This window comes from Streptomyces sp. GbtcB6 (genome assembly GCF_019091475.1).
Taxonomy (GTDB): domain Bacteria; phylum Actinomycetota; class Actinomycetes; order Streptomycetales; family Streptomycetaceae; genus Streptomyces; species Streptomyces hyaluromycini.
Genome location: NZ_JAGXJL010000075.1, coordinates 1 through 15,634, shown reverse-complemented (window position 1 = coordinate 15,634; position 15,634 = coordinate 1). Strand labels below are relative to the sequence as shown.

General features: G+C 71.3%; 5 protein-coding genes. 4 read left to right on the top strand and 1 reads right to left on the bottom strand.

All coding sequences use genetic code 11. The annotated features are described in order from the left end of the window. Positions 1-418: 418 nt before the first annotated feature. On the top strand, positions 419-8,815 hold the full coding sequence (locus KVT45_RS57920; protein ID WP_217560899.1) for a DNRLRE domain-containing protein: 8,397 nt from the start codon (positions 419-421) through the stop codon (positions 8,813-8,815). Further along, on the top strand, positions 8,815-9,375 hold the full coding sequence (locus KVT45_RS50030; protein WP_217560897.1) for a hypothetical protein: 561 nt from the start codon (positions 8,815-8,817) through the stop codon (positions 9,373-9,375). Before KVT45_RS57920 ends, KVT45_RS50030 begins: the two co-directional genes overlap by 1 nt. A 136-nt stretch (positions 9,376-9,511) precedes the next feature. Here KVT45_RS50030 and KVT45_RS50025 read toward each other — a convergent pair whose 3' ends face one another. Beyond that, complete coding sequence (locus KVT45_RS50025) at positions 9,512-11,146, bottom strand: CocE/NonD family hydrolase (protein WP_254648523.1); 1,635 nt, start codon at positions 11,144-11,146, stop codon at positions 9,512-9,514. A gap of 178 nt (positions 11,147-11,324) precedes the next feature. Here KVT45_RS50025 and KVT45_RS50020 point away from each other — a divergent pair, with 178 nt between their 5' ends. Both KVT45_RS50020 and KVT45_RS50015 read left to right on the top strand, forming a co-directional pair. Next, positions 11,325-12,041 (top strand): TetR/AcrR family transcriptional regulator, encoded by a 717-nt coding sequence (locus KVT45_RS50020; protein ID WP_217560893.1) that lies wholly within the window; start codon positions 11,325-11,327, stop codon positions 12,039-12,041. A gap of 176 nt (positions 12,042-12,217) precedes the next feature. Next, positions 12,218-15,424, top strand: coding sequence for a patatin-like protein (locus tag KVT45_RS50015; RefSeq protein WP_217560892.1), 3,207 nt, complete (start codon positions 12,218-12,220; stop codon positions 15,422-15,424). Positions 15,425-15,634 lie beyond the last annotated feature (210 nt).

Below are 15,634 nucleotides of genomic sequence, written 5' to 3'. Positions count from 1 at the left end.
GGATCGGCCGCGGGGTGGAGCGGCCGTACGCCCGTATCCGGTTCATTCCCATTGCGTGCTGATCGCCAATCAGCTTTCCGCGGACCGCTGTACGCCTTCGGCCGGCACCGGCGCCTGGTGACCATGACGCCCACGTCGACTGTGACGAGGGCGGAGGCCGCGCTCATCACCCCAGCTCAAGCCGCCCTCGGCGCACCGACCGCGTATTCCGGAGTGACGGCGGCTCGGGAGGCTCTTCGTTTTCGGCCACGTGATCATCACGATTTCGCCGCATGGGTGTCCCTTCTGTCGCTCAATGCCTCGGTTTGATCATGGGCGTCGACCGGACTTGGCATGGGCTGGTCTTCACGAAATCGCCAATGGCTGACAACATGCGCCTCCGGTTGGCTGATCTTGAACGGGTCGTCAGGAGCTTGGCATGTACGGGGTGTTCGGCAGGCGCGTTCGGGTGCCTGCGGTGGGGATGTCCGGGCTGGTCGCGCTGTGCCTGGCGGCGCAGTCGGTGCTGGTCGTGGGTTTCGCGAGGCCGGCCGCCGCCGTTGCCGACGAGGCGCCCGCGGCGGCGAGCGCCAAGGGCACGGGCCCCGCTCAGGCCCCCGACGAGAAGTCCGCGCGGCTGACCGCCCAGCTGCTCGGACGGCGCGTGGAGATCCTGTCGGAGCGGACGGCGGACGCCTCGGTGTACGCCAACCCGGACGGCACCACCACCGCCGAGTCGTACGCCGGTCCGGTCCGGGTCAAGCAGACGGACGGTACCTGGCGCACGGTCGACACCGACCTCACCGACGTCGGCCCCCATCTGGAACCGCAGGTCTCCCCGGCGGACGTCACGGTCTCGGACGGCGGTGACAAGGCCCTGGTCTCGGTCACCCGGGGCAGCAAGGTCTTCGGCCTGGACTGGCCCGAGAAGCTGCCGAGCCCCACGGTGGACGGGGACACCGCCTCCTACGACGTGGGCGACGACGCCACCCTCACCGTCAAGGCCCTCGCCCAGGGCTTCGAGCAGTCGGTCGTCCTCGACAAGGCGCCCACCCAGCCCGTCGTCTACCGAATACCCCTGCACACCGACGGGCTGACGCTCTCCCAGGCCGACTCCGGGCATCTGCTGCTCAAGGACGCCGACGGCAAGCTGGTGGCCGAGGCCCCGGCGCCGATGATGTGGGACTCCAGCGAGGACAAGGCCTCGGGGGAGCCGGAGCACCGGGCGCAGGTCGACACGGAGGTCGAGACCGCCGACGACGGTTCGCAGACGCTCGTCCTCACCCCGGACCCCGGCTTCCTCGCCGGCGGCGACCTCACCTACCCGGTCACCGTGGACCCGACCTCGACGCTGGCGGTGACCACCGACACCTGGCTGCAGACCCCGGACTACCCGGACTCCCAGGTCTCCTCCACGGAACTGAAGTCGGGCACCTACGACGGGGGCTCGGACAAGGCCCGCTCGTATCTGAAGTTCGACGTGTCGAAGTTCGCCGGCAAGCACATCACCGACACCAACCTCGCGCTGTACTCGTACTACTCGTCGACCTGCTCGACCTCCGGATCCGGCACCACCGTCCGCCGGATCACCTCCTCCTGGTCGTCGACGTCGGTCACCTGGGCGACCCGTCCCTCCTCCACCGGGACCGGCGCCGTGGTCAACACCGGCGCGCACGGCTACTCCTCGTCCTGCCCGGCGGCCTGGTCCAACTGGGACATCGACGCCATCGTGCAGGCCTGGGCCGACGGCTCCAGCAACTACGGCCTGATGGTCTACGGCACCGACGAGACCGACTCGACCACCTGGCGCCGCTTCCGCTCCGCGAACTACTCCAACAGCGCCTACGCGCCGAAGCTCACGGTCACCTACAACACCAAGCCCGGCACCCCCACCCTGGTCGCCCCCGCCGGCGGCACCGCGACCTCCGACACCACCCCGACCCTGCAGGCCAAGGCCACCGACGCGGACGCCAACACCGTCCGGCTGACCTTCGAGGTCTGGGACAGCACCGGCACCACCCGCAAGGCCGTCGGCAACTCCGCGTACGTCTCCTCGGGCACCACCGCCTCCTGGACGCCCTCCGCGCTCGCGGACGGCACGTACAAGTGGCGCGTCCAGGCCTACGACGGCACGGACTCCGGCAGCTGGTCCGGCTGGAACACCCTGACCGTCGACAGCAACGGACCCGCCACCCCGACCGTCACCAGCACCAGCCATCCCTCCTCGTCGTCCTGGTACTCCACCGGCGACTTCGCAGGCACCCTGGCCGCCTCCGCCCCGAGCGGGGTCGCCGGGTACGCGGTCAAGACCGACCAGTCGCCGGCCACCGCGGCCGGCACCACCGTCACCCAGACCGGCACCTCGGTCACCGCGACCGGCAAGACGGACGGCACCTGGTACGTGCACGCGGCGGCCAAGGGCAACACCGGACTGTGGTCGGCGACCCGGCACTTCGCCTTCAACGTCGACACCACCGCCCCCGGCGCGCCCACCGGACTCACCTCCAGCACCCACCCGCTCACCACCAGCGCCTACAACTCGCGCACGGCCTCCTTCTCCTGGACCGCCCCCGCGGACCTGTCCGGCGCCGCCGGCTACGCGATCAAGGTGGACACCACCTCCGGGACGCTCCCGGCGACCACCGACAACTACCAGACCGGCACCTCCTACACGACCTCCGTGAGTGCCGACGGCACCTACTACGTGCACGTCCGGGCCAAGGACAAGGCGGGCAACTGGTCGGCGAGCGCGGTCCAGATGAAGTTCACCGTGGACACCACCCTGCCCGCGGTGCCCACCGTCAGTTCCGACACCCACCCCGACCAGTCCGCCGCCTACCCCTCCGGCGACTTCCACGCCACCTGGTCCGCGCCGACCGGCGGCGCGACCGCCTACAGCCTGGTGGTGGACGCCGGCGCCACCACCGTGCCGGACACCACGGCCGACACCACCGGCACCGAGTACCGCGTCACCAAGGGCGACGGCACCTGGTACCTGCACATCCGGGCCCAGGACAGCGCCGGCAACTGGGGCGCCACCGCCCACTTCCGATTCGTCGTCGACTCGACCGCCCCGGCCGCTCCCAAGGTCTCCTCCGACGACTACCCCGCGGGCGCCTGGGCCGGTGCCGCAGGCACCCCGGGCCTGTTCACCGTCACCCCGCCGGCGAGTGACGCGGTGGCGCTGCGCTACCGCGTCGACTCAGGCGACCCGGTCACCGTCGGTACGGACGGCGGCCCGGTCGAGGTCCAGGTCACTCCGGCCGCCGAGGGCAGCCACACGGTGACCGCCTGGACGGTCGACCTGGCCGGCAACCTGTCCCCGGCCATGGTGCAGACGTTCCATGTCGGCACCGCCGAGATCACCTCGCCCGGCAGCGGTGACCGCCCCGCCAGCAGCGTCGAACTCGCCGCCTCCGGACCCTCCGACCTCACCGGCGTCACCTTCGCCTACCGCGTCGGCGAGTCCGACGTCTGGACCCCCGTACCGGCCTCCGACACCGTCAAGGCGTCCGACGGGTCCGCGGTCGGCTGGCCGGTCGCCATGACCGGCGGCGCCTCGCCGCGCCTGGTCTGGAAGGTCACCGACACCCTCGCCGCCGACGGGCCGATCCAGATCACCGCCATCTTCGACGGGGACGACTCACCTCCCGCCTCCGACCCGGTCGACGTCGTCGTGGACCGCGACGCGGGCGCCGCCGCCACCGCCGAGGTCGGACCGGGCAACGTCAACCTGCTGACCGGCGACTTCCAGGTGGACGCCACCGACGTCTCCGCCTACGACGTCACCCTCAGCCGTACCGCCTCCTCCCGCACCCCCGACAACGGCAGCGAGGCCGACGGACTGGTCTCCCCGTTCGGCCCGCAGTGGACGGTCTCCGGCGTCGCCGAACTGACCTCCGCCGACTACGCCATGGTCCGCACCCCCTCGGACACCGCCGCGCAGGCCGTCCTCGGCGACGGCACGGTCATCGGCTTCACCCTCGCCAAGGACGGCAGCACCTGGACCCCCGAACCGGGCGCCGAGTCCATGACGTTGACGCTCGACAAGACCAAGGGCGTCTTCACCCTCACCGACAGCGACGGCGGCACGACCACGTTCACCCGGTCCGCCGCCGACGACTCGGTGTACCTCGTGCACGCCAGCACCCCCGCACCCGGCGACGCCACCACCTACGTCTACGACACCGTCGGCAGCGGCGGTTCGGCACGCCAGCGCCTGGTCCGCATCGTCTCCCCGTCCGCCACCGCCACCACCCCGGCGACCACCTGCGCCACGAACCCCGGCAGCGCCCCGGCGGCCGGCTGCGTGACCGTCGACTTCGGCTACGACACCACGACCACGGCCGGCTCCGGCTCCCTCGGCACCTACAGCGGCCGTCTGCACTCGGTCACGGCCTGGTCGCCCACGCCCTCCTCCAGCACCCCGGCCGCCCGGGTGCTCGCCACCTACCGCTACGACGACAAGGGCCGGCTGCGTGAGGCGGCCGTCGCGCAGAGCACCTCGGTCACCTCCACCACGGCCTACGCCTACGACGACGCCGGCCGCGTCACCACCCTCACCCCGCCCGGCGAACTCCCCTGGACCCTCACCTACGGCAGCGCCGGGGACAGCGCCACCGCCGGACCCGGCATGCTGTTCAGCGCCTCCCGGCCCACCGTGACCGCGGGTTCCCAGAGTGACATCGGCGGCGTGGCCACCACCTCCGTGGTCTACGCCGTGCCCACCGGCGGCAGCGCCGCCCCCTATGCCCTCGGCGCCGCCGACGTCGCCTCCTGGGGCCAGTCGGTGGTGCCCACCGACGCCACGGCCGTCTTCCCGCCCGACCAGACCCCGTCCGACCACACGGGCGCCGGACATCTGGCCGCCGGCGACTACGGCAAGGCCACCGTCCACTACCTCGACGCGTCCGGCCGGGAGACCGACACCGCCGAGCCCGGCGGCGACATCGCCGGCACCGACTACGACGCCCACGGCAACCCGGTGCGCACCCTGACCGCCGCCAACCGGCGGCTCGCGCTCGGCGGCGACGCCGTCCAGGACCGCCTGGACGAGCTGGGCCTGTCCGCGCTGACCACCGCCGAGCGGGCCGACCTGCTGTCGGACACCACCGTCTACGACAAGGACGGCGTCAACCAGCTGGAGACGCTCGGTCCGCTGCACCCCGTCACGCTCGCCGGGGACGTCCCGGCCTCCGGCGGCATGCCCGCCCTCGACGCGGGCACCGTCATCGCCGCCCGCACCCACACCGTGAACCGGTACGACCAGGGGCGGCCCACCGACGGCACGGCCGTGGTGAAGAACCTCCTCACCTCCCGCACCACCGGCATCCGCATCCCCGGCTATCTCGCCGACGCCGACACGGCCACCGACAGCACCACCTACGACTGGACCCGCGGCAGCCAGCCGGCGACCACCACGGACGCCCTCGGCAAGACCACGTCGTACACCTACGACGGTTCCGGACGCCTCGCCCGCACCGGCTTCCCGGACGGCACCGAGACCTCCACGGTCTACAACGACCTCGGCCTGCCGAAGAGCAGCACCGACCAGCTCGGGCACACCACCACGTACACCTACAACCAGGCCGGCGACAAGGTCTCGGAGACCAGCCCGGGCGGCCGGACCACCACCTACACCTACGCCAGCGCGCACAACGAGCTGACCGAGACCTCCCCGGCCGGCAACGTCGCGGGCGCCGACCCGGCGAAGCACACCACCACGTTCACCTACGACGCGGCCAACCGTGAGCTGACCCGGACGGACCCGCTGGGCAACACCGCGGCCAGCGTCTACGACGACACCGGGCGGCTGCTGAGCAGCACCGACGAGTCCGGCGGGGTCACCTCGTACACCTACGACAGCAGCGGCCGGACGCTCACCGAGACCGACCCGATGGGCCGGGTGACCTCGCACGCCTACGACGCGGCGGGCAACGAGACCGCCACCGTCGAGCCCGGCGGCGCCACCACCACCCGCACCTTCGGCCCGGACCACGACGTCCTGTCCATGACCACACCGGCCGGCAACGTCTCGGGCGCCGACGCCGAGACCAAGCGCGTCAACACGGTCCTGTACACCTACGACGAGGCCGGACTGCAGGTCCGCCAGCGCCAGGTGGACCCCGAGGACACCAGCCAGTACCTCGACACCGTCACCGCCTACGACGGCCAGGACCGCAGCGTCGCCGTCACCGACCCGCTCGGTGACACCTCGACCACCGCGTACGACGCCCTCGACCGGGTGCTGAAGCAGACCGACGCCGGCGGTGCGGCGACCGGTTACACCTATGACGCGCTGGGCCGGGTCACCCGGCAGAGCTCCACGGTGACCACGACGAACACCTACGACGGCGTGGGGCGGCTCATCCGCACCGTCACGGGCGGCGGTTCGACCACCACGTACACCTACGACGAGGACGGCCGGCGCGTCTCCATGGCCGACCCGCGCGGCAGGACCACCACGTACTCCTACGACGCCGACGGCAACCGGACGAAGGTGACCGACCCGCTCGGCCGGTCGACGACCTCGGACTACGACGCCCTCGGCCGCCTCACCACGAGCACCGACCCGGCCGGTGACAGCACCGCCTACGCGTACACCCCGGCCGGCAAGGTCGCCAAGGTCACCGACCCGGACGGCGCGGTGACCACGTACACCTACGACAAGTCCGGCGCCCTCCTCACCACCAAGAACCCCAAGGGCCGTACGCAGACCTACGCCTACGACACCGCCGGCCGGCTCAAGACCGCCACCACCCCGGCGGGCCGGGCCACCTCCTACACCTACGACATCAGCGGCCGGCTCACCGAGAAGGCGCTGCCCGGCGGAACCGTCGACTACGGCTACGACAGCCTGGGCCGCACCACCTCCGTCACCCACAGCGACAGCAGCGACGACCTGGCCTACGTCTACGACGGCGCGGACCGGCCCGTGGTCACCGTCCAGACGTCCGCCGACTCCACGGTCACCTCGACGGCCACGCAGTACGACGCGGCCGGCCGCGTCACCTCGGTGAACCGTGCCGGCGCCGCCTTCAGCTACGCACGCGACACGCAGGGCCGGATCACCGAGCGCGACCTGCCCGACGGCCGCAGCCAGAGTTACGTCTACGGCGACGACAACCTGCTCTCCAGCACCACCCTCACCGCCGCCTCCGGCACCACCGCGAAGGTCGACTACTCCTACGACGCCGCCGGCAACACCCTCACCACCAGCCGCCAGAACGGCCCGACGACCACCCGCGCCTACGACGCGGCCGGTGAACTCACCTCGCTGACCCACACCCAGAGCGGGTCCACCCTCGCCAAGTACGACATCACCTGGAACGACGCCGGCAGCCCCGCCACCCTCACCACCACCCGCGGATCGACGGCCACCACCAGGCTCTACAGCTACGACAACGCCGGACAGCTCACCAAGGAGTGCTCACCCACGTCCGGCAGCACCTGCACCTCGTCCGCGCCGGCCACCACGTACACCTACGACGACGACGGCAACCGCACCGCCATGACCAAGAACGGCGTGGCGACGACCTACAGCTACGACACCGACGACCGCCTCACCACCGAGTCCACCGGCGGCACCGACACCACCTACACCTACGACGCGAACGGCAGCCTCGCCTCCGAGACCACCGGGACGAGCAAGCGGACGTACACCTACGGACTGGACGGCAACCTCCAGTCGGTGACGCTCGCCGACGGCCGCACCGTCTCCTACGGTTACGACGACGCCGGAGACCGCGTCAGCCGCACCGTCGCCGGTACCACCGACGCGACCTGGACCTGGGACACCGTGGACCAGCTCGCCACCCGTGTCGCCGAGAACGACAGCAGCGGCAGCGCCGTCCACCAGTGGTGGTCCGACCCGGCCAACTCCCTGGGCACCGCGGTCGCCGACGCCGGTGCCACCACCGGCACCTTCACCTGGCTGCTTGACGACCCGAACGGCACCATCGAGGACACCGCCACCTCGGCGGCGGTCACCGGCACCGCGACCTTCGACGCCTTCGGCGAGCAGGTCGGCACCAGCGGCAGCTACGCGACCGGCAACCCGCTGCGTTTCCAGGGCCAGTACCTCGACACCGTCACCGGCCTGTACGACATGCGCGCCCGCGACTACGACAGCGGCACCGGCCGCTTCACCGCCGTGGACCCGCTGCCGTCCGCGGAGGGCACCGACTACACCGACCCCTACGACTTCGCCCTCAACCGCCCCACCGTCCTCAGCGACCCCAAGGGCGAGTACGCCGGCTGTGGGAGCTGCAAGGACACCGAGGACCGCAAGTACAAGAAGGAGAGGCCGACCTCGCACGACCAGGTGATCTACAACCGGATGGCCAACGTCTCCCGGGGCCTGTACTACAAGGGCTGGGACAACGCCTACGCTCTTCTCGACCACTGGCTCGACAACGTCGGAACCTCCTTCAAGCTGCACCCCGACAGCATGGTCAAGGAGATCCCCCGTTTCCGCCACGACGTACGCGCCTACCTCGACGGCAGAAAGCGCGGGGTGTTCGACTCGGGCTGGAAGAAGACCCACGCCGACGCCAGCGGCAGGTACAAGTCCTCGGACTGGTTCTACGCCCTCAACCACTTCCAGTGGCGCGCGGCCGGCTCGCTGCAGACCAAGTACGGGTTCACCTACACATTGAAGATCAGGAAGCGCTACGACTGGGGCGTGCCCAGTGAGCACCGTGACAACCTGAAGGTCAAGATCTCCGGCCTGCTCGACTACAACATCGCCCAGCCTGAGATCGCCCACCTGCACACCGTGGGACTGGCCCGGGACTACGACGTATGGGGATCGTCCAAGATGAGGAAGAAGCCGTGATGCCGGACACCGCGCGCCAGGAGCGCGCCCCGCGGGGGGCCGCCGTCCCGCTGTTGCTCGTGCTGTGCGGTGTGCTGCTGCTGGCGGCCGTCGCGGTGGTGGTCTGGCCGGTGGTGTCCGTCACTCCGCAGACGCCCGTGTCCTCCTCCGGGACCGCGGCGGAGAAACACGGCGTCCCCGGCGCCGCGCTCCAGAAGACCTTCCGGCTCGCGGTGCCGGCCGCCGCCCGGGACGCCTCCTACCTGGTGGTCCCGGGTGACGGCAGCGCGGAGAGCGGCCAGGACCTCTATCTGCGTTTCCGTACCACCCCGGCGGGCCTCAAGGAGTTCGTCACGTCCCTGGGCAAAACCACCGGGGACCTGGCGGCCGGTGACGCTGTCCTGGACCAGGACGACATCGACTCCGTCGGGCTGCCCTGGAAGATCGAGGCCAAGGGGCACCGCATCGCCGGCCTCTATGCGGACATCCCCGAACCGGGCGACACGGTCGGCACGGGCCTTGTCACTGTCGACGAGACCGACGCCTCCGCGCCCCTGGTCTACGCCCACGTGACCGTCTAGCCCGCATTCCGCGGCCGGTCGGGCGGCGATTTCGGGTAGGCCGCCGGCTTGGAGTCGGGGAGGCCCTGGTGTCGTTGTCGTCCGGGTGCGGGTTGCTGCCGATGCCGGCCTCATGGCGGCGGGCTGCGGCCGCTGTCTATGCGTCGGGCCGCTGAACACCGGAGGGTTGCGCAGCCTTGGCACCCCGGGGAAGCATCAGTGCCGAGTCCGTGTGGAGGGTGATTCGTACCGGTGTGAGTTCTTTGGCGTCGACCGACGACTCCCCGGTACCGGGATTCCGGGCATAGCGCGGATGGGCGCCTCCGCTGATCTGCCAGCGAATACGGTGACCGGCGGCGAAGCGGTAGGCGGTGAAGCTCATCGGTACGGTGACCTTCGAGGGCGCCTGCCCAACCGTCCTCAGCCGAGCCAGCCCGTCACAGACGTTGGTGGAACGCCCTTGTGGGTCCACGTCGCACAGGCGGGTGAAGACGTCGGCGTATCCGGTGTCCGTCGAGATGCTCAGCCGCGCGGAGACCGGGCCGAGGACGTCCACGGGCTCGGTCAGCGGCGGACCGGTGAACGTCAGAACGTCCTCTCGGGCCTCCAGGGCGCTGTTGTCACGAGGTCCGGCAGCAGGGGAGAGCAGAGGGCCGCCGAGCGACGGGGTGGGGGCCGCCGGGTCGTAGCGGAAGGACGTCAGCGGTGCGGTGTCCGTGGAGGGCTGCTGGGTGAGATACCCGTCCGGGGCGGGGAACCATGATGTGGCGGCCGGGGACCGCGGCCAGTCATCGAGGTCCCGCCAGGCGTTCTCGCCGCCGACGTGGACGCGCACTCCGGTGGGGCGCAGGCCGGAAGGGTCGGCACACAGGTGCGCGCGCAGCCAGGCGAGGCTCTCGGCGAACACCTCGGGCCAGCCCTGTTGAAGCGCGGAGGTATGTGTCCAGGGGCCGACGAGCAGGGCGGTCTCGCATCCGGCCCGACGCAGCCGACCGTACTGTTCGAAGGTCTGGTCGACCAGCGCATCGTGCCACCCGGTGATCAGGCTGGTGGGCACGCTCAGCCGCTCTGCCGCCTTTCCCGTGGACGCGTCGGCCCAGTACGGATCGTCGGCATCCGGGTGCGTCATCACGTCGTCCAGCCAGGGCACTTCGCGCCCGAGGGCTGACACGTACGCCCCGCGCAGCGGCCGCGCGGTGATGATTCCGCGCAGTCGGCGCTGCAGGCGCAGCGTCGCTCTCACAAACGGTGCCACCCCCCGGTGCTGGTACGTCATGCCGACGCCGACGAGGAGGGCGTTCTCCAGGCGCAGTGCACCGTCTGTGTGGAACAAGGCGTAGGGATCGTGCAGACCCACCTGCACCACCATCGCCTTCAGCTCCGGTGGCGGGTCCAGAGCGAGCGCCCACTGCACGTACCCCAGGTAGCTGGGGCCGACCGTGCCCAGTAGGCCGTTGAACCAGGGCTGCTCTCTCAGCCAGGACACCGTGGCCTGGCCGTCGGCGGCCTCGTTGCGCCACAGATCGAACCGACCGCCTGAGCCGCCGGTGCCGCGGCAGCTCTGCAGGACCACGTGGAAGCCCTGTTCGGCGAAGAGCATGCCGTACATGGGCGACCACGGCAGGCCCCTGCCGTACGGCGAGCGCACGACAAGGGTGGGGAAGTCGCCCTCCGCGCGAGGAAAGCAGTGATCCGTGATCAACGGGCTGCCGTCAGCGGCCGGAACCACCAGCCCCGGCTCCCAGCCGACTTCGTGCCGTTCGGCCGGGAGGTTGCGCCAGATCGCCCTCATCATCCGCGAGGACCACGGCGGCTTCCCGGAAGGCGGTGTCCAGGCCGGGTTCGACGCGGTGTCGTGCGTGGCTGACGTCATCATTCCCCTCCACTATTCTCGTACGACGTACGAGAATAGTGGATGCTTGGATGGCTTCCGCAAGGGCCGCAGCAAAGAGAAGGGGGCTACGAAGATCGTGACCCGCGATGGTGTGTCCGGCGCCGGGGGCGTCGACCCCCAACAGCTCTGGCTGGGTCCCACAGGGCCCCGCAGGGGGCGCAGGCCCGCCTTCAGCCGCGAGGCGATCACGGTGGCAGCCGTCGCCCTGGCGGACGCCGAAGGGCTTGACGCGGTCACCATGCGGCGGGTCGCCGCACAGGTCGGAGCCGGTGTCATGTCGCTCTACAGCTACGCCCCCGACAAGGAGACGCTGCTGGAACTGATGGTCGACCACGTCAGCGGCGAACTGCCGACGACGGACGCACCCACCGGCGACTGGCGCGCCGACCTGAAAACCATCGCCCATCTCCAGCGTGCCCTCATGCTGCGGCACCCCTGGCTGCCCGGAGCCCTGTCCACCCGCCGGACACTCGGCCCCAACACCCTGGCCTTCCTGGAACGAGCACTTGCCGCCCTGCGGCCCACCGGGCTGGACGGCGCGGCGAACCTGGAGGTCTTCGCCCAGCTCACCGCGTTCGTAGCAGGGCACGTCACCTACGAGATCGCGCAGGCCGCAGCCGCACGGTCACCCGACCGGGCCGCAGCCGAAGCCCGCTACCTCGCCGCTGTCGCAACGGACGGCCACCACCCGGAGCTGGCCGAGGCCCTCTCCTCGCCCGGACGCCCCCTCACCCCCGAAGCCACGTTCGCCCGGTTCCTCAACCGCCTGATCGACGGCCTCGACACCGACTGATCCGGAACCCGCCTGCTTCGGCGGTGTACGCCTCGCCGCGGTGGTCGGGGACTTCGCAGACGTCAGGTGACGGTCCCCGGTCGGCCCATCGGTGGCGTTTCCTCACTCGCTTGACGGATAGCCAGCAACGGTGATCGCCGTGAGCATGGTGTGACATCCGACCCTTGGGGGATGCCGTGCCCGGTGGAAGCGGCGGTTCGCTGGATATCGACGGTCAGGACGTCCGACTGGCCGTGGTGATGAACGGCGGGGTGAGCCTGGCCGTCTGGATCAGCGGGGTCACCCAGGAACTGCACCGGCTCGCCACGGCCCGGCGCGGGCCGGGCCGGGCCTATCTGCCGTTGCTCGAACTGCTCCGGGCCACGGCGCGGGTGGATGTGATGGCGGGTACGTCGGCCGGCGGTATCAACGGGGCGTTCCTGGCACTCGGGCTCGCCCGCGGCTCGGACATCGAGGCGATGCGGGACCTGTGGCGGGACAAGGGCGCGGTGGACAAGCTGCTGCGTGACCCGCTGCAGAAGAACCCGCCGTCCGTCCTCAAGGGGGACGACTACTTCCTCGCCGAGGTGACGAAAGCCCTCCGGAAGGTCGGTGTTCAAGGAGCGAGCGGCTCGGCCGTCGCGGCAGAAGACAGGGAGGCGGTCGTAGAGCTGATTCTCTCGGGCACGCTGTGGCGCGGCCGTGAGTCGTCGTTCAGCGACGACCTGGGTGTCCGCATCACCGAGACCGACCACGACGCGCTGTTCCGCTTCGGCTGGCGGGCCGACGGCCCGGCCGACAGCACGGTGTGCGATCTGGACGGCCCTGACGCGGTGGACCGACTGGCCGCGGCGGCCCGCTGCACCTCCTCTTTTCCCGCCGCCTTCGAGCCGCACTGGGTCGAGGTGTCCGGCGAGGCCGCCGGTGGCGAGGGTCTCTGGGAAACAGCCGCGGGGACGGCCAACTTCGGCACGTCGCAGTACGTCGTGGACGGCGGCCTGCTGCTCAACAAACCCGTCCGGCCCGCGCTGGAGGCCGTCTACCGGCAGCCCGCGCAGTGGCAGGTCCGCCGTGTGCTCGCCTATGTCGTCCCCGACCCCGGAGAACAGCAGCCCCCGCAGCGGCCGTTCGCCGAGGAACCCACGACTCGCGAGCCACTGCCGACCGCTGCCGAGGTCGTCCTCGGTACGCTCACGCGGCTGCGCTCGACCGACTCCGTCTCCCGCGAACTGGCGGAGATCCGCCGCCGCAACACCGATACACACGCCCGGCGGCGGGCCCGGGACCGGTTCGCCGCCGCCCTGGCCGAGGACGCCGGACAGCTGGCCGTGTCCGCATGGCCGGCCTACATCGAGGCCCGCACCGACGGTGCCGCGCGCACGATCGGCCGGCTGCTGGCCGCGGGCCAGAAGGCCTCCGACACGAACCGCTGGAGCGAGACGGACCTGGTCGCCCAGATCAGGAGGCTGCTGGTGCGGCGCCGCGCGGAGGCGGAGCCGTTCTTCATCCCTCAGGACCCGCCGGACGAGGCCGTGACCCGTACGGCGGAGTGCTGGGACTGGGGGCAGACCACCGTTCAGCGGCTGCGGGATCTGGCCGTGGACGTGCTCCGCCGGGCCCTGTGGCTGGCCTGGATCGGCTCGCCCGAGCGAAGGGCGATTGTCCTGGCCCGTGCCGAGGCCAGCCGGGTCTTCAAGGACCTCCAGGTCGACCGGCGCGGCCTGGAGGAGTTCTGGGTGGCCGCGTCCGCGGACCCCGGCCGTCCGATCCCGGTCCGCAGGACCGACGCACAGGGCCGGGCGGCCGACATGGAGCAGCTGCGGGACTGGCTCGGCGACACGCTCACCGCCTGGGGCCGGGAACCGGCCGGCGGCGCGGACGAGCGCCGCCGAGGCCAGTACGAGCAGGCACTGGGGCTCGCCGAGTGTCTGGCGCATTGCGCGGACGCGATCTCCGCCGTCGTGCAAAAGGGCAACAGCGTGCTGGACCCCGATGGTTCGGAGCGCGACCGCCTCAAGGCCCTCTACGAATACCTGCTCGCCGACGCGTCCGCCGGGCCGGAGGCCGTACTGGAGCGCATGCTGCGCCTCGAGGTGGTCCAACAGGCCTTCTCCGGCGTGGCCCACGACGTCGAGCAGGATGTCGAACTGGTCCAGTTCTCCGCCGGCTCGCCCAGCCTCGTCACCGGTAGGCAACTGCACCACTTCGGCGCCTTCTGGCGGTCTTCCTGGCGGGTCAACGACTGGATCCACGGACGCATGGACGGCGCCTCGCAGATCGTACGGACGCTGCTGTCGCCGGAGCGGCTGCGCCAGCTCGGCACGGTGCCGGACGAGGGGATGGTCGAGGAACGCGTCGAGCAGCTCGTGTCGGCGGTCCGGGCCTGCGCGGTGGCGGCCGACGACGAAGCCGACACGGTGTGGCTCGCGCAGCAGTGGCAGGCCGTGGAGCCGGGTTGCCGTGACTTCGTCAGGGACCACGTCGTCAGCTCGGCCACCCCGCTCGCCGACTCCGATCGGACCGCGCCCACCGGCGAAGAGGTCTCGGACGCCGCCGCGACCGACCCACGGTTCGTACGCTGCGTGGCCGCCGTCACGCTCGCCCTGCACCTGCGCATCCTGCGGGAGGACCTGCAGGCCCTCGCCGCGGCTGTACGGGACGAACAGCAAGGCACCGCACCTGACAGCCCCGCCGGACAAACGGCTGCCGCGGGCGCCACACAGGGCGGGGAGAGCTGGCTCCGAGGTTACGGCGCGGCGGTCGGCAGGCAGTCGCCGTTGTCTCCGCCGGACCTGCGGGAGCAGTGGGAGCGGGCGGCAGCCATCGGTGGTCAGACCATCGAGGACGACATCGGCACCGACTACTTCGCCCGCACCATGTCCAGGGCGGCTGCCGTCACCGCCGGCGTGATGGGCGCACCCGGGCTGCCCGGCCGGGCGAAGCGGCCCGTCGGCATGGTGCTGAGCGCCCTGCGCGGGTACACCCTGGCCGTCTGGGCCATGGTCACGTTCATGACCAGTGGGAGCAGCGTCGGTCGCAACGCCGTCCACCTGGCGGTCGCCGTGGGCGGAACGCTTCTCGGCGTCTCCCTGGTCGTCCCGGGCATGCCGCTCGCCCTCCCGCTGCTGGGCGCGCTGCTGCTGATCGCCGGCTGGTCGGCGGCGGCCCTGCTCGACAGACGCACGAAACCCGTCGGGCGAAAGCTGCTTCCCCTCGCATGTCTCGCCCTCCTCCTCGTCGTCGGATACGGGGTCTGGGCCTGGGGGCACGACGGCCTCAGCAGCCTGCTCGGATTCCTGATCAAGGCCGGCGTGGTCGTCATGGCCGTCTTCATCGGCTGGTGGATCAGCCGTGCCCACACCTCACCCACAGCGTCGGCGAGCCCGGCCGATGAGCGGGCCTAGCCGGCGGGTCCCACCCCTGCCGGGGCATGGAGCGCAGTCGGCAGCGGAGTTCGCCGTGCGCTGTCCATGACCCGCCTTCCGCGTACTGCATGAGGCCGCCCGGCACCCGGGCGGCCTCATCGCAGGCCGTGAACGCCTGGTTCAGCCGACCGGGAGCACGGCGGTGTGCTCCGCGCGGACGGCCTGCAGGGAGCGGGGGTCGAGGCCGAG

Excerpts from the sequence above, each read along its gene's own strand:
- KVT45_RS57920 (WP_217560899.1), top strand. The coding sequence starts at position 419 with ATGTACGGGGTGTTCGGCAGGCGCGTTCGGGTGCCTGCGGTGGGGATG.
- KVT45_RS50030 (WP_217560897.1), top strand. The coding sequence starts at position 8,815 with ATGCCGGACACCGCGCGCCAGGAGCGCGCCCCGCGGGGGGCCGCCGTC.
- KVT45_RS50025 (WP_254648523.1), bottom strand. The coding sequence starts at position 11,146 with ATGAGGGCGATCTGGCGCAACCTCCCGGCCGAACGGCACGAAGTCGGC.